The 21,301-nt window shown below is 66.1% G+C and carries 26 protein-coding genes and 1 pseudogene; 12 read left to right on the forward strand and 15 right to left on the reverse strand.

Features of this window, described 5'->3' with window-relative positions:
* Positions 1-104 precede the first annotated feature (104 nt).
* A complete protein-coding gene (locus tag ABT115_RS02845; RefSeq protein WP_502969014.1) occupies positions 105-1,463 on the forward strand; it encodes a YibE/F family protein in 1,359 nt (452 codons plus the stop codon).
* Between the two features lie 80 nt (positions 1,464-1,543).
* Here ABT115_RS02845 and ABT115_RS02850 read toward each other — a convergent pair whose 3' ends face one another.
* The 4 genes from ABT115_RS02850 to ABT115_RS02865 form a co-directional block, all read right to left on the reverse strand.
* Positions 1,544-1,981, reverse strand: a complete 438-nt coding sequence (locus ABT115_RS02850) for an SsgA family sporulation/cell division regulator (protein ID WP_093895105.1) — start codon at positions 1,979-1,981, stop codon at positions 1,544-1,546.
* Positions 1,982-2,082: 101 nt separating this feature from the next.
* A complete protein-coding gene (locus tag ABT115_RS02855; RefSeq protein WP_351783329.1) occupies positions 2,083-2,853 on the reverse strand; it encodes an IclR family transcriptional regulator in 771 nt (256 codons plus the stop codon).
* A 296-nt stretch (positions 2,854-3,149) separates the two neighbouring features.
* Positions 3,150-3,362 carry a DUF5326 family protein gene (locus tag ABT115_RS02860; protein ID WP_351396291.1) on the reverse strand — a complete coding sequence of 71 codons (213 nt, stop codon included), beginning with the start codon at positions 3,360-3,362 and terminating at the stop codon, positions 3,150-3,152.
* A gap of 156 nt (positions 3,363-3,518) precedes the next feature.
* A complete protein-coding gene (locus ABT115_RS02865; RefSeq protein WP_351783331.1) occupies positions 3,519-3,836 on the reverse strand; it encodes a cupin domain-containing protein in 318 nt (105 codons plus the stop codon).
* A gap of 69 nt (positions 3,837-3,905) precedes the next feature.
* On the opposite strand from ABT115_RS02865, the gene ABT115_RS02870 reads away from it, so the two are divergent.
* The 4 genes from ABT115_RS02870 to ABT115_RS02885 all read left to right on the forward strand — a co-directional run bounded on the left by ABT115_RS02870 (position 3,906) and on the right by ABT115_RS02885 (position 7,063).
* A complete protein-coding gene (locus ABT115_RS02870; protein ID WP_351783333.1) occupies positions 3,906-4,283 on the forward strand; it encodes a phage holin family protein in 378 nt (125 codons plus the stop codon).
* Positions 4,284-4,298: 15 nt separating this feature from the next.
* Positions 4,299-5,429, forward strand: a complete 1,131-nt coding sequence (locus tag ABT115_RS02875) for a cystathionine gamma-lyase (protein WP_351783335.1) — start codon at positions 4,299-4,301, stop codon at positions 5,427-5,429.
* Positions 5,430-5,623: 194 nt separating this feature from the next.
* Positions 5,624-6,520, forward strand: coding sequence for a LysR family transcriptional regulator (locus ABT115_RS02880; protein WP_351783605.1), 897 nt, complete (start codon positions 5,624-5,626; stop codon positions 6,518-6,520).
* A gap of 63 nt (positions 6,521-6,583) precedes the next feature.
* Positions 6,584-7,063: an NUDIX domain-containing protein gene (locus ABT115_RS02885; RefSeq protein WP_351783337.1), complete on the forward strand. Its 480-nt coding sequence runs from the start codon at positions 6,584-6,586 to the stop codon at positions 7,061-7,063.
* Positions 7,064-7,097: 34 nt separating this feature from the next.
* Here the strand turns inward: ABT115_RS02885 and ABT115_RS02890 are convergent, their stop codons facing one another.
* Positions 7,098-8,312 carry an MFS transporter gene (locus ABT115_RS02890; protein ID WP_351783339.1) on the reverse strand — a complete coding sequence of 405 codons (1,215 nt, stop codon included), beginning with the start codon at positions 8,310-8,312 and terminating at the stop codon, positions 7,098-7,100.
* A gap of 144 nt (positions 8,313-8,456) precedes the next feature.
* Between ABT115_RS02890 and ABT115_RS02895 the strand changes: the two genes are divergently transcribed.
* From ABT115_RS02895 to ABT115_RS02905, 3 genes and pseudogenes are all read left to right on the forward strand, one after another.
* Positions 8,457-8,936: a MarR family winged helix-turn-helix transcriptional regulator gene (locus ABT115_RS02895; RefSeq protein WP_351783341.1), complete on the forward strand. Its 480-nt coding sequence runs from the start codon at positions 8,457-8,459 to the stop codon at positions 8,934-8,936.
* A 122-nt stretch (positions 8,937-9,058) separates the two neighbouring features.
* Positions 9,059-9,511: a GNAT family N-acetyltransferase gene (locus ABT115_RS02900; protein WP_351783343.1), complete on the forward strand. Its 453-nt coding sequence runs from the start codon at positions 9,059-9,061 to the stop codon at positions 9,509-9,511.
* A 67-nt stretch (positions 9,512-9,578) separates the two neighbouring features.
* A pseudogene (locus ABT115_RS02905) lies at positions 9,579-9,728 on the forward strand (winged helix DNA-binding domain-containing protein); the annotation flags it as partial.
* Positions 9,729-9,769: 41 nt separating this feature from the next.
* Here the strand turns inward: ABT115_RS02905 and ABT115_RS02910 are convergent.
* On the reverse strand, positions 9,770-11,152 hold the full coding sequence (locus tag ABT115_RS02910; protein WP_351783345.1) for a serine hydrolase domain-containing protein: 1,383 nt from the start codon (positions 11,150-11,152) through the stop codon (positions 9,770-9,772).
* 188 nt (positions 11,153-11,340) lie between these two features.
* Positions 11,341-11,919, reverse strand: coding sequence for a winged helix-turn-helix domain-containing protein (locus ABT115_RS02915; protein WP_351783347.1), 579 nt, complete (start codon positions 11,917-11,919; stop codon positions 11,341-11,343).
* Positions 11,920-12,030: 111 nt separating this feature from the next.
* On the opposite strand from ABT115_RS02915, the gene def reads away from it, so the two are divergent.
* A complete protein-coding gene (def, locus tag ABT115_RS02920) occupies positions 12,031-12,705 on the forward strand; it encodes a peptide deformylase (RefSeq protein WP_351783349.1) in 675 nt (224 codons plus the stop codon).
* A gap of 279 nt (positions 12,706-12,984) precedes the next feature.
* On the opposite strand, the gene ABT115_RS02925 is transcribed toward def, so the two are convergent.
* The 3 genes from ABT115_RS02925 to ABT115_RS02935 form a co-directional block, all read right to left on the reverse strand.
* Positions 12,985-13,224, reverse strand: a complete 240-nt coding sequence (locus ABT115_RS02925) for a hypothetical protein (RefSeq protein WP_351783351.1) — start codon at positions 13,222-13,224, stop codon at positions 12,985-12,987.
* A 111-nt stretch (positions 13,225-13,335) separates the two neighbouring features.
* Positions 13,336-14,244, reverse strand: a complete 909-nt coding sequence (locus ABT115_RS02930; protein ID WP_351783352.1) for an aminoglycoside phosphotransferase family protein — start codon at positions 14,242-14,244, stop codon at positions 13,336-13,338.
* Between the two features lie 371 nt (positions 14,245-14,615).
* On the reverse strand, positions 14,616-15,011 hold the full coding sequence (locus tag ABT115_RS02935; RefSeq protein ID WP_351783355.1) for a hypothetical protein: 396 nt from the start codon (positions 15,009-15,011) through the stop codon (positions 14,616-14,618).
* Positions 15,012-15,165: 154 nt separating this feature from the next.
* Here ABT115_RS02935 and ABT115_RS02940 point away from each other — a divergent pair, with 154 nt between their 5' ends.
* Positions 15,166-15,468, forward strand: a complete 303-nt coding sequence (locus ABT115_RS02940) for a hypothetical protein (RefSeq protein ID WP_351783357.1) — start codon at positions 15,166-15,168, stop codon at positions 15,466-15,468.
* A gap of 106 nt (positions 15,469-15,574) precedes the next feature.
* On the opposite strand, the gene dnaB is transcribed toward ABT115_RS02940, so the two are convergent.
* Complete coding sequence (dnaB, locus tag ABT115_RS02945; protein WP_351783359.1) at positions 15,575-17,053, reverse strand: replicative DNA helicase; 1,479 nt, start codon at positions 17,051-17,053, stop codon at positions 15,575-15,577.
* Positions 17,054-17,511: 458 nt separating this feature from the next.
* Here dnaB and ABT115_RS02950 point away from each other — a divergent pair, with 458 nt between their 5' ends.
* The gene (locus ABT115_RS02950; protein WP_351783361.1) at positions 17,512-18,849 is read left to right on the forward strand and encodes an MATE family efflux transporter; all 1,338 of its coding nucleotides are present in this window, start codon (positions 17,512-17,514) and stop codon (positions 18,847-18,849) included.
* A gap of 91 nt (positions 18,850-18,940) precedes the next feature.
* Here the strand turns inward: ABT115_RS02950 and rplI are convergent, their stop codons facing one another.
* The 4 genes from rplI to rpsF all read right to left on the reverse strand — a co-directional run bounded on the left by rplI (position 18,941) and on the right by rpsF (position 20,637).
* Positions 18,941-19,387 (reverse strand): 50S ribosomal protein L9, encoded by a 447-nt coding sequence (gene rplI / locus ABT115_RS02955; RefSeq protein ID WP_351783363.1) that lies wholly within the window; start codon positions 19,385-19,387, stop codon positions 18,941-18,943.
* 18 nt (positions 19,388-19,405) lie between these two features.
* Positions 19,406-19,642 carry a 30S ribosomal protein S18 gene (gene rpsR / locus ABT115_RS02960; RefSeq protein WP_003967857.1) on the reverse strand — a complete coding sequence of 79 codons (237 nt, stop codon included), beginning with the start codon at positions 19,640-19,642 and terminating at the stop codon, positions 19,406-19,408.
* A 43-nt stretch (positions 19,643-19,685) separates the two neighbouring features.
* On the reverse strand, positions 19,686-20,273 hold the full coding sequence (locus tag ABT115_RS02965) for a single-stranded DNA-binding protein (RefSeq protein ID WP_351783365.1): 588 nt from the start codon (positions 20,271-20,273) through the stop codon (positions 19,686-19,688).
* 73 nt (positions 20,274-20,346) lie between these two features.
* A complete protein-coding gene (gene rpsF / locus ABT115_RS02970; protein ID WP_006126011.1) occupies positions 20,347-20,637 on the reverse strand; it encodes a 30S ribosomal protein S6 in 291 nt (96 codons plus the stop codon).
* A gap of 276 nt (positions 20,638-20,913) precedes the next feature.
* Between rpsF and ABT115_RS02975 the strand changes: the two genes are divergently transcribed.
* Positions 20,914-21,228, forward strand: a complete 315-nt coding sequence (locus tag ABT115_RS02975; RefSeq protein ID WP_351783368.1) for a hypothetical protein — start codon at positions 20,914-20,916, stop codon at positions 21,226-21,228.
* Positions 21,229-21,301 lie beyond the last annotated feature (73 nt).

Genomic DNA, 21,301 nt, shown 5'->3' on the forward strand with positions numbered 1-21,301 from the left:
AGCCTCTCCCGTACAGACGTACGGATATCAGCGCCCTCTCAGCCCGGTGCTCCGAGCTCCCGCGTGTGCAAAGGTTCCCCCACGCTAGCGCCCTGTCAGCCGTAATGAACAGAGGGCCCTCTTCTTGCGATGATCAGCCGGTGACGTCCCCCCATGCCGGCGCCGATCCGCAGAGCCAGCAACACGGCCACTCGCACAGCCATGGCCCTGCCGCGCCCGTCTCCAAGCATCTGCGCAAGGTCATCGCGGCCGTGCTCATCCCATTCGCCGCCGCGGTCGTCGTCGGCCTGGTGGCGCTCTGGCCTGGTGGCGCGCCGCCGCACGAGCGGACCGGTGTCGGCTTTGACCAGCAGACCCAGCAGGGAAAGGTGGTGAATATCGACAAGGTGGACTGCAAGGACGTGAACGCCACCCAGACGCCCATCAGCGGCGAGACCACCCCACCGCCGGGGAGCGGGCCCGGGCTGTGCGCGAAGGCTACCGTCGAGGTGACGACCGGTCACGACAAGGGCCGGACCTTCGTCGAAATCGTCCAGCCCGACGCCCCCCGTCAGTTGCACGAGGAGCAGGACGTGGTCGTGGCGTACGCCCCCGACGCACCCCATGATCTGCAGTACTCGGTGACGGATGTGAACCGGAAGTTCCCGATGACGCTGCTGGCCGGGATCTTCGCCCTGGCCGTGATCGCGGTGGGCAGGATGCGCGGGGTGATGGCACTGGTCGCGCTCGCCCTGTCGTTCACCGTGCTGGCCCTGTTCATCCTCCCGGCCATCCTCCAGGGCTCGAATCCACTGCTCGTCGCGGTGGTCGGCGCCAGTGCCATCATGCTGATCGCGCTCTACATGTGCCACGGTCTGACCGCCCGCACGTCGGTCGCGGTGATCGGGACACTGATCTCATTGCTGCTGATCGGTCTGCTCGGATCGCAATTCATCGGCTGGGCGAGCCTGACCGGCAACACCGACGACAGCACCGGTCTCATCCACGGCCTGTACCCGCACATCGACATGAGCGGTCTGCTGCTGGCCGGTGTCATCATCGGCTCGCTCGGGGTGCTCGACGATGTGACGGTCACCCAGACATCGGCGGTCTGGGAGCTGCACCAGGCGAACCCGACGATGGGTGCTCGGGGTCTCTACCGGGCAGGGATCAGGATCGGGCGCGATCACATCGCCTCGGTCGTCAATACGCTGGTGCTCGCCTACGCGGGCGCCGCACTGCCGCTGCTGCTGCTGTTCTCGATTGCCCAGAGCAGCGTGGGGACGGTGGCCAACAGCGAGCTGGTGGCGGAGGAGATCGTACGAACGCTGGTGGGTTCGATCGGGCTGGTCGCCTCGGTGCCGGTGACGACGGTGCTCGCTGCGCTGGTCGTCTCCGCGGACCGCACAGGGGGCGGCGCGGAAGCCGGAGCTTCGGCACCCGTACGGACCGGGAAGGGCCGTCGCCGCAGGACGAAGCCTTGAACGCCGCCATACGGAGAGCGATTCGCCTATTCGGCAGGTGTTGCGTTCGACCGGCGGGCGGGTCGGCGGCGCCGTGCTCTTCAGCCGGCGTTCTGTTCCTCGGCGAGGATCCGGCCCAGGGCCTCTTCCAGGTTGCCCTCGAAGTCACCCAGCGTGCACTCCTGCCCGAGGGGCACGAGTTTGTCCGTCCGGTCGAGAAAGGCCACAAGCGGTGCCGTACCGGCCCTGAAGAGCGCGCGATCCGTGCCCACCTGAAGTCGGATATGCACGTCGGACAGCCCCTCGGGCTCCGTGGGCCCGATATGCACATCGCCGTCGCCACTGGGGCTGTTGAGGCCGTCGAGCAGCAGCTCACGGCCGAATGCCCAGGTGACGGGGGCGTCGCCGGGCAGATGGAAGGTCATCCGGATCGCATACGGATCGCACACTTCATACCGGAGCTCCACCGGGATCCGGAAAGAGAGCTCCTCGGAGACGAGGAAGCTCATCATGACCTCAGCTTGAACCGACTCGCGCATCGTCCAACCCCGCAGTAGATGAATCTGGCCAGGAATGATCCCCCATGGCCCTATTGACGCCATCGTGGTGCACGCGATAGCAGATCACAAGGAGTGATTTTTCAGATACTGATAGAGAACACGAATGAGCGCAAGAGGGCGGCAACTTCGCTACGTAGTTGTTCGACCGCGGGGAGTAGCCGACATTCCTGCTCCAGGGGTACCGAAATCGCCATCGCGGCAGCGGTGAATCCGGCCGTGATCGGGATGGCCGCACAGACCGTCCCCAAGGCGTACTCCTGTCGTTCGATGACAGGTTCAATCCGTTCCAACGACCGCAATCGCTCAAGAAACGCTGGGCGGTCCCTCACCGAGTAGCGGGTCAGCGGCCGCACAGGGTGCCGGTCAAGATGGTCCTCGCGGGCCTTCTCATCGAGCCGGCTCAGTAGACACTGGCCGATCGCATGGGCGTGCCCGGTCTCCCGAAAGGATGCCCACTCGTCCACCGCGGGCGTGGCGGGGTTGTCGGCGACCGCGATGAGTTCGATCTCACCCTCGCGGTAGACGGCGCAGTACACCGGTGCACCGATGGTGTCGCGCCAGCGCCTCAGCGACTCGGTCATTCTGCTGCGACGATTCTGCGGCGAACCCTCGCCGACCAGGCGCTCAGCGGCGGTCCCGAAGAAGAACACGCCGTTCTCCCGGCGGAGATAGCCCTCATGGGTCAGGGTGCGTAGCAGATGGTAGGCAGTGGGAAGGGGAAGGCCCGCTTCCCTGGCCAGCTGTTTCGCCGGCGCCCCATCTCGATGGGCGCTCACAGCTTCCAGCAGCCTCAGCGCTCGCTGGACCGAACCGATCAGCGTCGGGACAGCTGTGCTCGATGCCGTGGTCAACGGTCACCCCCAGGCATGGTGACGGGCGGTCAGCCCATCTGTGGGGGCCACCCCCACAGACCGCCGCTTGACTGGGCTCCGGAGGCCGAACACCATACAAACCACTGGTCAGGGTGGCGACGGACAGTTAATTCCCAGGTGGTGGCAGCGGACTGCCACCATATCGGCCGCATCCGCAAGGGGGGTCGTTTCGTCTTGCACTTAGCTCAGCTGGCCTAACGACCTCCCCCACGATAGGGAGCGAATCAGCGAGCGGCGTCATGCGGCTTCGATTGCAAGGCCGGCTTCCGATCGTCCTACCAGTCGCTGCGCGAGGAAGAGGACGACATGAACTTGCGTACGACGAAGACGAGTCCGCCGACCAGGATCACGAAGAGCAGAACCTTGAAGAGCAGACCGATCACGAACCCGACCACGCTGGCGATCAAACCGCCGAACACGACGATCGCGATGACCGGCACCGCGATCCACTTCACCCACCAGGGCATCCCCGCGAATATCTCCCGCACGGCCATCGTCCTTGCCTCGTCTCTGTGAGTTCCTGTTTCGATACTTCGATGCTAGAGGCGCAAAGGGGGCCGGTGGAGGTTCCGCAGCCCTTGCAGTCCCCTGATCGACCCCCTAGGGATCCCTGAGACCGAAGCTCGGTCCTCCGCCGGAGCGGCTCAGCTCTCCGGCGGGGAGAAGACCACCATGACCCGCAGGTCCTCGGTGATGTGGTGGAACTTGTGGGCCGCACCGGCGGGTACGTACACCACGCTTCCTCTGCCCACCTGCGTGGTTTCCATGCCGACTGTGATCGAGGCGCGGCCGCTGACGATGAAGTAGACCTCGTCCTCCTCGTGCGGCTGCTGCGGGTCGAGCGCGCCGGCATCCAGTGCGTACAGGCCGACGGACATGTTGCGTTCCTTTACGAACTGCAGATACGCGCCGTCGTTGGCGGCCCGTTCCGCCTCCAGCTCGTCCAGTCTGAATGCCTTCATGGCCTGTCCGCCCCTTGCCTCTGTCCTGACCGGTGTCCGCCACCGACCGTGTCTGCCACGATCAGACACATGAAGAATTTCGTAGTCAAGACGATCGCCAACGCAGGTGCGCTGGCCGTGGCCATCTGGCTGCTCCAGGACATCACGCTGAGCGGCGGCAGCACCGGGCGCAAGGCACTCACACTGATCGTGGTCGCCCTGCTCTTCGGCCTGGTGAACTTTGTGGTCAAGCCCATTGTGAAGCTGCTCACCCTGCCGCTCTTCATCCTCACGCTGGGGCTGATCACCCTGGTGGTCAACGCGCTCATGCTGCTGTTGACCTCCTGGCTGGCCGGTCAGTTCAACCTGAGCTTCCATGTCGATGGCTTCTGGACCGCCGTACTCGGCGGTCTGATCATCTCGATCGTGTCGTGGGCACTGAACGTAGTCCTGCCCGACGAGGACTGACAGTGAGGAAGCGGTATGAACACCATGAGTGACGGCACCCGGGCGCTACGGGCCGGGCTGCCCGAACCGGAGCAGTTCGAGCCCGCTCTGCCCGGACCGGTCTTCGCCGCGCACTTCCATCTCTCCGGTGAACCGACCGGCCCGTACACCTACGGCCGGGACACCAATCCGACCTGGACGCATCTGGAACGCGCCATCAACGAGCTGGAGGCGCCGGGGGAGCCGGTCGAGACCACCGTCTTCGCCTCCGGGATGGGGGCGCTGTCGGCCGTGCTGTTGTCCCAGGCACGCACCGGCGATGTGGTCGTGCTGCCCGACGACGGATATCAGGCGCTGCCGCTGGTGCGCGAGCAGCTGGAGGCGTACGGCGTCGAGGTGCGGACCGCGCCGACCGGCGGCGATGCCCAGCTGGCAGTCCTCGAAGGCGCCAAGCTGCTGTGGATCGAGACACCGTCCAATCCCGGGCTCGATGTCTGCGACGTGCGCCGGCTCGCCGAGGCCGCACATGCGGCCGGCACTCTGGTGGCTGTCGACAACACCCTCGCCACACCGCTCGGCCAGCGCCCGCTGGAGCTGGGGGCTGACTTCTCGGTGGCCAGTGACACCAAGGGCATGACCGGGCACGGAGACATCCTGCTCGGCCATGTGACCTGCCGCGATCCCGAGCTGGCAGCGCGTGTACGGCGCTGGCGCAAGGTCGTCGGCGCGATTCCGGGACCGATGGAGGCCTGGCTCGCGCACCGATCGCTGGCCACGCTGGAGCTGCGGATCGACCGGCAGTGCACCACCGCCCTGACCCTGGCCGAGGCGCTGCTCAAGCGCCAGGAGGTGACCGGGCTGCGGTACCCCGGCCTGCCCACCGACCCTTCGTATCCGAACGCCGTGCGTCAGATGCGGCGCTTCGGCTCCGTGGTGTCGTTCGTGCTGCCCGACCGCGAGCGGGCCGAGCGCTTTCTGACCGAGCTGCGGCTGGTCGACGACGCGACGAGTTTCGGTGGTGTGCGCTCCACCGCTGAGCGGCGGGCACGCTGGGGCGGTGACGCGGTACCGGAGGGCTTCGTCCGTTTCTCGGTCGGTGCCGAGAGCCCGGACGACCTGGTGGCCGACGTGGAACGAGCACTGGACGCGGCGCTGGGCGAGAGTTGAGCCGATCAGTGATATGGACGGTCCGAGCCTCCCCCCCTCGCGGCTCGGACCGTCCCGGTTCCTCACGTGGAGAACCGCCTGAACAAGGCTAATTGACTCTCCGTCAGTGTCCAATCACATGAGCGGCAGCGACCTATCGACATATTTATAGTTGTACGGGTCCGAAGTGTCGCGACGGTGGGAGGGTGCAGGACATGGACCTGGCCCTGCTGCGCACATTCGTCACGGTGCACCGGGCCGGTTCCTTCACCAGGGCTGCTGCCCTGCTCGGCCTCTCCCAGCCCGCGGTCACCGCGCAGATCCGCACCCTGGAGCGGCAGCTGGGCCGTCCCCTCTTCCTGCGCAGGGCCCGCGGCGTGACCCCGACGACCATCGGCGACGAACTCGCGCACCGGGCAGCGCCCCATCTGGACGCGCTGATCGAAATCGCCGAGACCGAGCTCGATGAGGAGTCCGGCATACGGACATTACATCTGGCCGGTCCGCCGGAGTTCACATCGATGCGCGCGCTGCCGGCGCTCACCCCTCTCATCGCCCAGGGCCTGGCTCTGCGCAGTTCGTTCTTCACTGGCGCCGAGGAGACGCTGGAGGGGCTGGCCGCTGGACATCATGATCTGGCCATTGCGACGGCCCGTCCGCGCGGCGGGCTACTCACCGCCACTCCGCTCTGCGACGAAGAACATGTGCTGATCGCCGCGCCGCGCTGGGCCGGGCGCCTAAGGCCCGGGGCCTTGCGGCACAAGGGGCCCGTGGTGCTGGACCAGCTGCCGGTCGTGGAGGTGCACGAGAGCCTGCCGCTCGTCTCCCGCTACTGGGCCGCCGTCTTCGACAGCCGGCCCGCCGTCGCGGGAACCGTCATAGCACCGGATCTCCGGGCGGTCCTGGAATGCACCGCAGCGGGCGCCGGGCTCTCCGTACTTCCGCGCTATCTGTGCGAGCGGGCGCTGGAACGGGGCGAGGTGGTGGCGCTCCTCAATCCTCCCGTACCTCCGCTGCGCACCTATTTCCTCGCCGTGCGGACCGGCACGCTCGCGCTGCCGCACATCGCGCGGGCTCACGAGTGGCTGCTGCGCGCTGCCGCCGACTGGTGAGCGCAGGGCGGTCCGGCGCGGGTCAGGTGTTTCAGAACCGGTTCCGCGGGCCACTCTCTTGCCATGACCGAACGTCCTGTGGTCAAGCGCACCGCACGCGCCATCCTGCTCGACGGCAACGACCTCATCCTCATCAAGCGCACCAAGCCCGGAGTGGATCCGTACTGGCTCACGCCGGGCGGCGGGGTCGAACCCGAGGACTCAACCGTCGTCGACGCCCTGCACCGTGAGGTGGACGAGGAGCTCGGCGCCAAGATCACCGATGTGGTCCCCTGTTTCGTCGACACCGTGGAGCACATCGAGGGCGGCGGAGTGAAGGGCGTCAAAGTCCAGCACTTCTTCGTCTGCCGACTGGAGTCGATGGACCTGTCCCGGCGCCACGGCCCCGAGATCGAGGATCCCTGCGGGGGGTACGACGTCGTACGCGTGCCGTTCAGCCGGATGGGAATCGCCGGCGTTCATCTCGTACCACTGTCGCTGCGGCACTACCTGGACGGCAATATCGAGGGCGTACGGGCGATGCACGCGCCCGACCTGGGCTGACCCGGCCGCCGTTTGCGGGTTCAGGGCTGGGTGGTCAGCGCTGGGGCGCGGGGGACGCCACCGGTTCAGGGCTGTGCTGGGCGACAAGTCGGCCCCGGGAGATCGTGCTGCGACGTTCCAGAACGCTGGAGACGACCGCGAGGACCAGGGCGGAGGCTGTCATAGCGGCGCCGACCCAGTTGGGTGCGGTGTAGCCGAGGCCGGCTGCGATGACGAGGCCACCGAGCCATGCCGACAGCGCGTTGCCAAGGTTGAAGGCACCGATGTTGACGGCGGAGGCGAGGGTTGGAGCACCGGCTGCCTGGTCGAGTACCCGCTTCTGCAGCGGCGCCACTGTGGCGAAGCCCAAACCCCCGATCAGCACTATGGTGAAGGCCGCTGCGATCTTGTTGTGGGCGGTCAGGGTGAACAGGGACAGGACCACTGCGAGGGCGCCCAGCGACACATTCAGCATCGGCATCAGATGGCGGTCGGCGAACTTGCCGCCGAGCAGGTTACCGCCCACCATGCCCAGCCCGAAGAGGACCAGGAGCCAGGTGACGGAGGAAGCGGAGTATCCGGCGGTCTCGATCATCATCGGGGTGATGTAGGTGATCGCGGCGAAGACTCCGCCGAAGCCCAGCACGGTCATTGCCATGGCGAGCAGGACCTGCACATTGCGGAACGCTGCCAGCTCGCGGCGGAGCCGTACGCCCTCTGGCCGGGGCTGTTCGGGGACGAGCCTGGCCACACCGAGAAGGCCGATGACACCGAGCCCGGCAACGACGAAGAAAGTGGTCCGCCAGCCGGCACTCTGTCCGATGTAGGTGCCCAGCGGTACGCCGACGACATTGGCGACGGTGAGGCCCGTGAACATCGTGGCGATCGCGCCGGCCTTCTTCTGCGGAGCGACCAGATCGGCCGCCACAACCGATCCGATGCCGAAGAAGGCACCGTGGGCAAGCGAGGCGATCACGCGGCCGGCGACCATCACACCGAAGACCGGGGCGACTGCGGAGACTAGGTTGCCCACGACGAGCAGCCCCATCAGCAGCATGAGCATGCGCTTACGGCTGACGCGGGTGCCGAGGACAGTCATCAGCGGTGCGCCAAGTACGACACCGAGGGCATATCCGGTGACGAGGAATCCTGCGGTCGGGATCGAGACCTGGAAGTCCGCAGCAACGTCGGGGAGCAACCCCATGATCACGAACTCGGTGGTCCCGATACCGAAAGCCCCAACGGCAAGGGCGAGCAGCGCGAGCGGCATGGGTTTCACTCCCCTGAAGATTGCGCCTGCACCTTACAGGCATACACAATAATTGCAGACGCTCACAGTATAGTTGCAAACGCGCGCTATTGCGGACGTCGCCTATCCTGGATGCAAGCAACTCCGAGACGGAGGAGAGACCCCATGACAGCTACAGACCCCGCACTGACCGCCCTCTCCCAGGGCTGGTGCGCCCTCTCCTCGCTTCACGGGAAGATCGAGGCCCGCGTCGAGCGGGCGCTGCAGACCGGGCACGGTCTCAGCGTGCGGGAGTACTCCCTGCTCGATGTTCTGAGCAGGCAGCACCACGGTCCCGGCGGTCATCTACAGATGAAGCAGGTCGCGGACGCCGTCGTGCTCAGCCAGAGCGCCACGACTCGTCTGGTCACCCGCCTCGAGGACCGCGGACTGCTGACCCGGTATCTCTGCGACACCGATCGCCGCGGCATCTACACCGATGTCACCGAGGCCGGCCTCACCCTGCTCGCCGAGGCCCAGCCGACCAATGACACCGCGCTGCGTGCCGCACTCGACGAAGCCGCCAAGAATCCCGAGCTGGCCCCGCTTGTCAGGGCGGTCGAAGGGCTGAAGACCCCGCTGAAGACCCCCGTACAGGTCGCGTGAGCCGCCCTCTTCGGTCGCTAACGGCCTGATCCACTCTCTATCGTGCACCAGGCCGTAAGAGGTCCCCGAGCAGAACGGGCGAATCCCCGCGCTGTCCGCGCGATCTGCGTACTCTGCCGATCATGAGCGATCTGGCAATACGCCCCGCGGCCCTCGCAGACATTCCCGCGATCGTGGCCATGCTCGCCGACGATCCGCTAGGTGCACAGCGGGAGTCGCCGGACGACCTCACTGCGTACCACGCCGCATTCCGGCGGCTGACCGACGACCCGAACCAACGCCTGGTCGTCGCCGTGCGCGAGGGCCGCGTCGTCGGAACCCTGCAGCTGACGGTAATCCCCGGACTCTCCCGGCGCGGCTCGACCCGCTCGGTCATCGAAGGCGTCCGTATCCACACCGACGAGCGCGGCAGCGGCCTCGGCACCCAGCTGATCGAATGGGCCGTGGACGAATCCCGGCGCCAGGACTGCCGGCTGGTCCAGTTGACGTCCGATGCGACCCGGACCGATGCTCATCGCTTCTACGAGCGGCTCGGTTTCACCGCCAGCCACGTGGGCTTCAAGCTCGCGCTCTGATCGCAGTCTTGAGTCCGGGGAGTTGTCTGTGCGCCGCATCAGTGACGAACAACGCAGGATCAGGCTCGGGCAGCCGGTCTGGCGGCTGCTGTCCGACATCGGCCGGGATGCCACCGCCATGGTCGAGGCGGAAGCATCCCGGCTGTCGCAATGGGTGGGCCAAGCACGGATCACTCCGCGCTTCCGTACCTCACTGGAACGGGAGTTGACGGCCTGAGTCGGCCGCGCTATCTGCCCGTTTCACGTGAAACGTGGTGCTCAGGCTCCGAGGCCCCGCCACCCGCCCTCGTCCACACCGCCGGGAACGGCCGCCGCAGGGTCGTACGGCTCCCGCGTGAAGACGAACGACCCCACGTCGAGATGGTTCACACTGCCGTCGCCGTTCCGGACGATACGCAGCGTCTCCCCCGCGTAATAGCCATTGAGACCGATCCAGGTGCCGTCGGGCTGTGCGGTGAAACGTGCGCCGCGACCATTGCCCGGCAGGGGCTGAAGGTCCAGCCCACCGTCCGAAGTCAGTCGCAGGATGTTCGTGTTTGTGCCCCAGTACCAGGGGCCAGCCAGCGCGAGAAGCTCCGTGTCCACCTCGGGCAGCGGGCGCCAGGGCTCCGGAATGTGGGGCTCGGCCTCGGCGACGATCTTCACGAGGTCTGCGGCGACGCCACCGGCCATCAGCCCCGACGTGGTGTTCGTGAGAACGACGGACGTCACATCGTCCTCGATGCTGAACCACAGGGCGGCCAGGAAGCCAGGCAGCGAGCCTGTGTGCCCGAAGAGCGTGCGGCCGTCTCTCCGAACGAGCTGAAGACCCAGACCGTAATGTGACTCCCAGTTACCGGACTCCGTTGGCGCGGCCGGTTCACGCATCTGCTCCACGGAGGCGGAACAGAGCACCCGGTCGTCCCCCTCTGCGAGGAAGGCCGCAAAGCGGAGGAGGTCACCGGTGGTCGACCACAGCTGGCCGGCTGGGGCCATCAGTCCAAGATCCTCGGTCGGTTCGGGCAGCATGACATCGGCCCAGGGATGCACGGCCCAGCCGCCTGCGTGCGGTGCCTGCGGCTGGGGGCTCGTGCGGTGCATGCCCAGCGGTTCCAGGATCTCGCGATCAAGCACCTCCGCCCAGCTCGCCGCGCGCACCTTCTCGACCAGTGTGCCCAGCAGTGTGTAGCCCGGGTTCGAGTAGTGGTGACGGCGGCCTGGAGTGTGCATCCGCGTCTGCTCGCCGAGTACATCGGCAAGCTCGGGCCGCAGTGTGCCCGGGGTCCTCTCCCACCAGGGTGCGGGTGACTCGGCGCCCAGTCCCGCGCTGTGGCCCAGGAGTTGGTGGACAGTGACTCCACCGACGCCCGTGCCGGGCAGATGCTTCTCCAGCGGGTCATCCAGATCCAGAAGTCCCTCGTCGCGCAGCCGCAGGACCAGCACTGCCGTGAAGGTTTTGGTGATTGAGCCGATCCTGAACTGGGTGTCAGCATCGGGTGCATGGCCGTCCACGCAGCTGCGGGAGCCACTCCAGACGGCCTGCCCGTGCCTCTGTACCGCGGCGACGAGCGAGGGCGCCCGGCCTTCCGACTGTGCGGTGGCGATGCGGTGCAGCAGAGCGCGCTGCGTACCGGGGAGCAACTGTTCAGATGGAGAGGTCATTCTCAACAACTACCCGCAGAACCCAAGCTGTAGCGAACCCATTTCACAGCACCTGGACCACGCCCCGCCATCGTCGGCGGCAGCCGCAGTGACCTGGACTTTTTAAAGCTGTCTCACGTCGTGTCACCTGCCTGCTCTCTCAGGTCCGTGTCATTTCCTCAAGCAAGTGCGAAACGCCCGACGGCTCCTCAGTCCTGGTCCGCGCCGTCCGCTGTGTGGGGAAGCAGGGGAAACAGCCGGGTGATGAGGGCCACAGGTCGAGCGCCGTCGGGCCGGGCCAGGGGGCGTTGTTCGCGATCCTCGTAGGGCGCGAGGGCCCGTCGGATCACGTCCGCAACCCGGCTCATCTCTTCAGGTGTCAGGTAGGCGACGGCGCTGAAGGCTTCGTCATGGCGCCATTCGGACGGCGCCTCGTCTCGCTGGATCAGCCATCGCTGCCAGCTCTCGTCCTCCAGCCCGCGGGCCAAGTCGCCGAACTGCTGTTCCATAGGGCCGTCGGCGGCGGGGGCGTGCTGCTTCAGACGCCAGGGACGTGCGCGGCCTCCGTTGTGGGGGGCCTCTTCGATGTATCCGTGACGTGCGAGCTGCCGCAGGTGGAATGAGCAGAGCCCAGAGCTGTAGCCCAGCCGGGAGGCGGCTTCGGTCGCCGTGACGGTGCCAACTTCAGCAAGTAGGTCCAGCAAGGCTGTGCGGACTTCATGCTCGCGCAATTCTTCGCTGAGGCCAGCTGTCTGGTCGTCCGGGGTGTTGACGTCATCTTCAGTCACTTTGCAAAGTCTGCTACTTTGCAAAGGCTTTGGCAAGCAGTAGTCCTTGCTGGAGGTATCAGCTGCGGTGACCTCCGCGGCATCTGTGGCGCACGCAAAAGGGAGACAGCCATGTCTGTTCGTCACGAGCGGTCCCGTCCCGTCGACCGGCGAGTCCGTGTGCAAGGCCGCCCAGTGAACACCTATCCGGCACTGCCACCGGAGGTGGAACGCGGTTCGGTTCGCAGGGTCACGGTGGTCGGTGAGGAGATCCTGAGCCATCCGTGCCGGGAGGTATCCGAGTTCGGAACCCCGGAGTTGTCGGCGTTAATCGACGACATGTTCCTGACCATGTATGTGGCTGACGGTGCCGGCCTGGCCGCCAACCAGGTTGGCGTCGACCTGCGGCTGTTCGTGTATGACTGCCCGGACGACTATGGGATCCGGCATGTCGGCCACATCATCAACCCGGTTCTGGTCCTGCCCGATCCGGGTAGCCGCCGACTCATTGACGACTTCGAGGGCTGCCTGTCCGTACCTGGTGCAGGCATGGCGGTTCCCCGTACCGATCGTGCTGTCGCTCGCGGGCTCGACAAGGACGGCAACCCCCTCGTCATTGAAGGAACGGGTTACTTCGCCCGGTGTCTGCAACACGAGACCGACCACCTCTTCGGTCACACCTATCTCGACCGGCTCTCCAAGCGGGATCGCAAAGACGCGCTGCGGCAGATGGCAGACCGCCGTGAGGACGTCTTCGCTCAACGCGCTACCAAGGCCGCCAGTCTGGCGGCAGCGAGAACTCGGTGACCTCACTGCATTGTCTTTTCCTCCGCAAGGATCTCCGGGACCGCCGCGACCACACGCTTGCAGGATCTCGCCGCCCGTGGCATAGGGCACCTCTGTGACCAGCGGGTTCTTAGGCTGTCTCACCCCCGTGTCATGCGCCCGCTGTCTGCGGGTCTGCAGCGGCAAGCCCAGGGCGTACTGGGGACGCGGCTCCTCCGGCCGGGCAAGGTCCTCGCTGCCGGAGCGGTAGCCTGTCAGCATCTCCCGTACATGCTCGGCCCGCTCCAGGAGATCCTCCTTCTAGTCCTTGGTCAGCCGGTTCAGCACCACGGCTGCGACGTCCCCGTCATCGACGGAGGAAGGGCCCGTTCCGTCGTCGATCAGCTCGGCGCGATCGGAGGTCAACAGCTCGCGCAGCGACATCCGGGACAGTCGGTCGCGCCCGTCCTTGAGGACGACCTCCATGCCCGTGGCCAGGCTGGCGAACTCCACGACCTCGACCGTCTCGCCGGCCAGCCGGAAGTGCGTCCCAATTCCCATCTCCAACCTGTGGGGTTGACAGGTGGTTTGGGAACGGAGGCGGATGTCATTCTCAAACGAGTTGGCTTTTGCGGAACCAGATCTCATGGTGAGGCCCCATCCGGGACTGGTTCACCGCTCGCCAGCAGCCTCCAGGATCGCTCGGAGACGCAACAGGCATTCGTTGACGAAGGCGGGATAGGTGACCCAGTAGTACGACACTCCGCTGACTCCGACGCCGATGGCCCAAGCCCGGGCACGCAGCCAGGTCACGTCGTCGAGACTTATGGCATCCCAGTATGCCTGTCGGGCCCCAGGTGGAAGGTCCCACAGAGGCGAGTGCTCGGCGTCGGGGAAGCCGACTGAGAGAGCTCCGAAGTCGATGACCGCGTGCAGCTTTCCCTGCTGTACCAGAAGGTTGCTGGGTTTGAGGTCTCCGTGGAGCCACACCTGATGGCCGGATGGCTCGGGCAATGCGAGCGCACTCTGCCACAGGTGTCGCAGGTGCGCGATGTCGAGGTCGAGGCCCTCGATCGTCCGGCAGTTGTCGAAGCACTCGTTGATCCACCGGTCACAAGCTTGCAGGCCACCTCCGCGGTACCAGCTGAGCTCGCCCCGCCGAGTGGCTCCCATGAGGGGAATGGAGTGAAGGCTCTGCACGATCACCGCCAGGTCGGCCCCGAAGGCGGGCCAATCGGTGACCGATCCCAGGCCGGCTTCATCGCCGTCGATCCAGCGGTACACCGACCAGGCGAGCGGGAATGCGGAGCTCGGGGTGCCTGCGTGCACTAGTTCCGGAATGCGACAGGGAAGGTGTGGCGCCAGCCGCGGCAGCCATGTCTGCTCTTTCCGTACGGCCTTCGCGTTGTCCGGGGTGCGCGGCAGCCGCATGAGTAGCTGGTCGCCGAGCCGGTACATCCTGTTGTCGGTGCCCTCACCGGCCGGTGAGATGGGAAGGGCGGACCATTCCGGTTGCTGTTCCCGCAGCAGCGACCCGACGACCGACTCATCCACAAGGATCTCGTTCGTATGAAGTGTCACGCTGAGAGTTTTCTGCCCGGGCTTCGCCGCCGCCAGTGTTTTCCTCAAGGCGGTCGCCGCTCAGAACACGATCCGGTTAGGGACTGCAAGGTCATGTGAGACCGAGTGAGAATCTGACCGCATCAGCGCGACAGGACAGCATGAATCCCGTTGCCCTGTCCTTTTTTGGCCACGCAATGGACGTCGCGAGTGGGAAAAGGACACGAGAACTGGGATCCCACAAAGCTTGTAGGTTCTCACTTTCGGTGTCATGCGCCGACGCTGTGACCTGGATGTCCGTCTCCAGCCTCAGGACATGCTGGCCGGCGGCTGTCTCAGATCGATGTCATTTCCTCAGACTGTCCAGCAGGCTGCACCGCTGCCCAGGGGCGTCACGAACCTGCTTCGGCACCCATCCGTTCCATCCACTCGCGCACGGTTACTGCTCGCTCGATGCGGCTGACGATGTCCTTTTTGGAGGCCGTGTCCAAGGTCTCCGGGATCTTGTCGAAGGTGTCAGGAAGGACGTCGAGCAGACCCCGGATCTGTTCGCCGGTGTTGACGGTCAGCAGTTGCTGGCACCTCCACTGCAGCGGCATCTCGGGACGGTGCGTGAGCCGCTGCACGAGCGTCGGGAACAGGTAGTGCGTCGCCTCCCCGGCAAGGTGCTCTCGGAGCCAGTCGACCGGGAGCCGCTGACTGAAGCTGTGCATGGCGGCCTCTTGGGCCAGCTCCAGGAGCTGGGCGGTGTCGACGGCTCGGACAGTGTGGGGAAGGGTCGGGGTCATGCCGCGATGATGCCAACAAGTCTCCGCGGTGCCGAGAGGTCAGCTGGGGCGGGATGCGATCTAGCGACGGGCAAACCCCCAAACTTCTTCGAACTCCTCGGAGGTGAGTTGTTCGGGGTCGTGGCCTCCCCATTCCGAGACGGGCAGCTCGGCTGTGATCCCGAACCTGCTGTCGTACTCGAGTGAGGGCTTTGCGGAGAACTGCGGGAAGTGCCTCGGCTTCGTCGGCGGTGCGAAGGCCGGTGTTGTGGCTGGCTCCGCCGCGTGGTCAGAAAGGAATGTTGTGGGTGTGGGCCCAGCGGGCCATGTTCGCGGTGCTCATGCCGGTTTCGCGCGCGAGGTCCGGCAGGGATCGGCGGCGGTGGACGTACTGTTCGATGAGCCAGTCCCGATCGACAGTGCCGCGGCGCTTGTAATCCTGAGGGCTCTCGCGGAGCGGGATGCCGTACTCGAATGAGGTACGGCAGCGACCTGCGAATCTCAGCTCGGTGTCGGATCCGACTTCTATCCGACGTCGACCGTGAGACTCCGACATGAAATTTGAGACCCTACAAAGCTTCCGCTCAGGTCTGTGCCATGTCCACGAAGCGCGAGTAGTGGCCCTGGAAGGCCACCGTGATCGTCGCCGTCGGGCCGTTACGGTGCTTGGCCACGATCAGGTCGGCCTCGCCGGCGCGGGGGGACTCCTTCTCGTATGCGTCCTCGCGGTGCAGCAGGATCACCATGTCGGCGTCCTGCTCGATGGATCCGGATTCACGCAGGTCGGAGACCATCGGCTTCTTATCCGTGCGCTGCTCGGGGCCACGGTTCAGCTGGGAGAGCGCGATGACCGGGAGCTGCAGCTCCTTCGCCAGCAGCTTGAGGTTTCGGGACATGTCCGAGACCTCCTGCTGCCGACTTTCGGCACGCTTCGAGCCGCCGGACTGCATCAGCTGCAGATAGTCGATGACTACGAGCTTGAGGTCGTTGCGCTGCTTGAGGCGACGGCACTTCGCCCGGATCTCCATCATGGAGAGGTTCGGGGAGTCGTCGATGTAGAGGGGGGCGGACGAGACATCCGGCATCCGGCGGGCCAGCCGCGTCCAGTCCTCGTCGGTCATGGTGCCGGAACGCATGTGGTGCAGCGCCACCCGGGCCTCGGCCGAGAGCAGTCGCATCGCGATCTCGTTGCGCCCCATTTCGAGGGAGAAGATCACGCTCGGCAGGTTACTCTTGATCGAACAGGCCCGTGCGAAGTCCAGTGCCAGCGTGGACTTACCCATGGCGGGACGGGCCGCGATGACGACCATCTGGCCCGGGTGCAGTCCGTTCGTCAGGGCGTCGAGGTCGGTGAAGCCGGTCGGCACCCCGGTCATCTCACCGCTGCGCGAACCGATCGCCTCAATCTCGTCGAGAGCGCCTTCCATGATGTCGCCGAGCGGCAGGTAGTCCTCGCTGGTGCGCTGCTCGGTGACGGCGTAGATCTCGGCCTGCGCGGAGTTCACGATGTCGTCGACATCGCCGTCGGCCGCGTACCCCATCTGCGTGATCTTCGTCCCGGCTTCGACGAGCCGCCTGAGGACCGCCCGCTCGTGGACGATCTCCGCGTAGTACGAAGCATTGGCCGCGGTTGGCACGGACTGGACGAGGGTGTGCAGATACGGAGCTCCGCCCACCTTGGTGATCTCGCCGCGTTTGACCAGTTCGGCCGCCACCGTGATCGGGTCGGCCGGCTCGCCCTTGGCATAGAGGTCAAGGATCGCCTGGTAGACGGTCTCGTGCGCGGGACGGTAGAAGTCGTGTCCCTTGATGATCTCCACAACGTCGGCGATGGCGTCCTTGGACAGGAGCATGCCGCCGAGAACCGACTGCTCGGCATCAAGGTCCTGAGGCGGTACCCGCTCGAAACCGGAAGAACCGCCCTCCCATCCACCGCTCTCCCTGCCGCGTTCGTGCTGCTCGCCGCGGTCCCGGCCTTCGCCGCGGCGCTGGCGGGAAACAGGCAGACGGTCACTGGGACCGGTGTCGGCCCAGGGGTCGTCCAAAGGCTCGGAAATGCTCACCGGCCGCCTCCTCCCGTCCGCTCCGCGGACCTCGCCGTGCCAATCTTTCTTACGACACAGCACCGACAAACAAGACGCCCGACTCCGGTTGCGGCACGTCGAGTTCTGCGGGGTTCCAGGGCCGGAACGGGGTGCGGGCGCCGGACCACGGTAGGCCGCTCAGCACCGTCAGCCAATCTGGTTATCCACAGGGCATGTGGACGACGGACCAGATGCTGTGGAGAACTCTGCGGAACCTGTGCACGGAGCGGGGGACAGTACTGTGGACAAACTCATAGCACCCCCATCACCAGGGCCCTGACCTGGCCTTTCTCCGTCCACGGGCTGTGGGGGAGAAAAACTTTCCGGGCCAGCACAAGATCACGACAAACAGCGCAAGGGAGAATGTCGATCCGCAGCGAATGTAAGGACTCCTCATCTATTGCATCTATTACCTGTGGAAGATTAGATTGGCCCCCATGATCCAGGCCACGGCGCCCTCGCCGCCCAGTCGTCGACGGCACGACCGCGAGATCATCTCGCTCGCCGTCCCCGCCTTCGGCGCGCTCATCGCCGAGCCGCTCTTCGTGATGGTCGACAGCGCCATCGTCGGCCATCTCGGCACACCGCAGCTGGCTGGCCTGGCCGTCGCCGCCGCCTTGCTGACCACCGCCGTCAGCGTCTTCGTCTTTCTCGCGTACGGCACCACCGCGGCAGTGGCGCGGCAGGTCGGAGCGGGCGATCTGGCCTCCGCGATCCGGCAGGGCATGGACGGCATCTGGCTGGCCCTACTGCTCGGCATCTTCGTCATCGCCATCGCGCTCCCCACAGCGCCCTGGCTCGTAGACGTCTTCGGTGCCTCCGACACCGCCGCCCCCTACGCCACCACGTATCTGAGGATCTCCAGCCTCGGCATCCCGGCCATGCTCGTGGTGATGGCCGCGACCGGGGTACTCCGTGGCCTGCAGGACACCCGAACCCCGCTCTATGTCGCCATCGGAGGTTTCGCGGCCAACGGAGCCCTCAATGCAGGGCTCGTCTACGGCGCCGGGCTCGGTATCGCCGGATCGGCCTGGGGCACTGTGATCGCACAGATCGCCATGGCCGCCGCCTATCTCATTGTGGTGGTACGGGGAGCACGTCGGCACGGCGCCTCACTGTGGCCCGACGCCACAGGCATCAAGACCAGCGCCCAGGCAGGCGTTCCACTGCTGGTCCGTACACTGTCGCTCCGTGCCGTGCTGATGATCGCCACAGCCGTCGCTGCCCGCCTCGGCGACACTGAGATCGCCGCGCACCAGATCATCCTCTCCCTCTGGAACCTGATGGCATTCGCCCTCGACGCCATCGCCATTGCAGGGCAGGCGATCATCGGCCGCTACTTGGGAGCCGGTGACACCAAGGGCGCACGTGAGGCGTGCCTCCGCATGGTCCAGTGGGGCATCGCTTCCGGGGTGGTGTTCGCAGCACTGATCGTCCTTGCTCGACCGCTGTTCGTGCCCCTGTTCACCGGCGACCAGTCCGTTCGGGACACTCTGTTCCCGGCACTGCTGGTGGTGGCGCTGTCCCAGCCGATCGCCGGCGTGGTCTTCGTTTTGGACGGAGTGCTGATGGGTGCCGGAGACGGGCGGTATCTGGCCTGGGCCATGCTCGTCACTCTGGCCGTCTTCGCCCCGGTCGCCCTGCTGGTGCCGACGTTCGGCGGCGGCCTGACCGCGCTGTGGTGGGCTATGGCCTTGATGATGACCGTCCGCATGGTGACGCTCTGGCTGCGCACACGATCGGGCAAGTGGCTCGTCACCGGAGCCACCCGCTGAGCCACCGGCCAGCGGTCCCGTTTCACGTGAAACGGCAAAGGGCCGTACCACGCGGGGTACGGCCCTACACCTGCTCTAGTGAGCTGTGCCCTTAGGCAGCAACGACCTCGATGCCGAGCTTCGCGGCAACCTCGGGGTGCAGACGCACGGACACCTGGTGTCCGCCGAGCGTCTTGATCGGCGAGCCGAGCTCGACGCGACGCTTGTCGACCTCGGGGCCACCGGCAGCCTTGATCGCCGAGGCGATGTCGGCCGGGGTCACGGAGCCGAAGAGACGGCCGGCGTCGCCGGAGCGAACGGCCAGACGGACCTTCACGGCCTCGAGCTTGGTCTTGATCTCGTTGGCCTGCTCGATCGTGGCAATCTCGTGGATCTTGCGGGCGCGGCGGATCTGCGCCACGTCCTTCTCGCCACCCTTGGTCCAGCGGATGGCGAAGCCACGCGGAACCAGGTAGTTACGGGCGTACCCGTCCCTGACGTCGACGACGTCGCCCGCAGCACCGAGGCCGGAGACCTCGTGGGTGAGGATGATCTTCATGATTCAGTCACCCTTCCCTTATCGCGCGGTGGACGTGTAGGGCAGCAGCGCCATCTCACGGCTGTTCTTGACTGCCGTGGCGACGTCACGCTGGTGCTGCGTGCAGTTGCCGGTCACGCGGCGGGCACGGATCTTGCCACGGTCGGAAATGAACTTCCGCAGCATGTTCGTGTCCTTGTAGTCCACGTACTGGGTCTTGTCCTTGCAGAACGCGCAGACCTTCTTCTTAGGCTTGCGCACAGGCGGCTTCGCCATGGTGTTTCTCCTGTGTGATCAAGAAGTGGGAGTACGAGCTGCCCTAGAAGGGAGGCTCGTCCGAGTAGCCGCCAGAGCCGCCGGAGCTTCCGCCCCAACCACCTCCGCCGCCCTGCTGGCCGCCGGCAGGCGCGCTCGTGGCCCACGGGTCGTCGGCGGGAGCGCCGCCACCACCCTGCTGGCCACCGCCACCGGGGCCGCCGCCCCAGTTGCCGCCGCCCTGCTGACCACCGCCGTATCCACCCTGGCCGCCCTGACCACCGCGACCGGTGGTCTTGGTGACCTTGGCCGTGGCGTTCTTGAGGCTGGGGCCGACTTCCTCGACGTCCAGCTCGTAGACCGTGCGCTTGACGCCCTCGCGGTCTTCGTACGACCGCTGCTTCAGCCGGCCCTGCACGACAACGCGCATGCCTCGCTGGAGCGACTCGGCGACGTTCTCCGCCGCCTGCCGCCAGACCGAGCAGGTGAGGAACAGGCCTTCGCCGTCCTTCCACTCATTGGTCTGCCGGTCAAAGATGCGGGGAGTGGACGCGACACGGAACTTCGCGACCGCCGCACCGGACGGGGTGAAGCGCAGCTCGGGGTCGTCGACGAGATTGCCGACGACCGTGATGACGGTCTCGCCTGCCATGGTGAACCTCTCGGCGGGGATTGCTTCTGGCTGCTTGCTGCTACTCGAACCCGATGACCGCTGAGCTAGATGCTCAGTGGACCTCGGGACGGAGGACCTTGGTCCGGAGGACCGACTCGTTCAGGTTCATCTGGCGGTCGAGCTCCTTGACGACCGCAGGCTCGGCCTGCAAGTCGATGACCGAGTAGATGCCCTCGGGCTTCTTCTTGATCTCGTAAGCGAGACGACGACGGCCCCAGGTGTCGACCTTCTCAACCTTCCCGTTGCCCTCACGGACGACGGAGAGGAAGTTCTCGATCAGCGGGGAGACAGCGCGCTCCTCGAGATCGGGGTCGAGGATGACCATCACCTCGTAGTGACGCATGTGGAACCCACCTCCTTTGGACTCAGCGGCCACGGTCGTTCCGTGGCAGGAGGGTCGTGATGCGTAAGCAACAGTGTCTCCGAGTAAAGCAGCCGCCACTGACAGCGCCCTCTGTCGAGAGGGGCTGAGCGCTGGCCTGGGCAGACACCGGTGCAGATGTTACAGACTACCCGCACACCGGCTTCCGGTTGAAATCCGGTGCTCAGGGGACGCAATCTGTACGCATCGGGTGTGAGCGGCGCCACGATGCGCCGCCTTTCGGCCAGGAGGTGCTCCATGGCGCAGACAGTTCGACCCCGCCCTCCCGTCTCTCTTCTCGCCACGGACGGCAAGCGTCATCCACTCCAGCAAACCCTGGTGGCGGTGACTCTGGTCCTCGGTGCCCTCGCCTTCGTGACGGCGATGTTCCACAACCTGCATCTGATCAGTTCGTGGGCCGGACTCATCGGGATCCTCACGGCTGCGTACGGGCAGTACGTCTCGCTCACCACGCGCGAGAGATTCCCGCTGATCGTCGGCATGGGCGCATCCGCCATCGGGTTCTTCCTGGGCATGGCCCACGGCGGCCTCTTCGGCGGCGTGGTGGGCTGATTCGAGACAGACGCTGCCGGACCGCACGGGCCTGGCGCGAGGACCCCGTACAAGGGCCTGGCGCCGTACCCGT

It is taken from the genome of Streptomyces sp. NPDC001832, assembly GCF_040297265.1.
Taxonomy (GTDB): Bacteria; Actinomycetota; Actinomycetes; order Streptomycetales; family Streptomycetaceae; genus Streptomyces.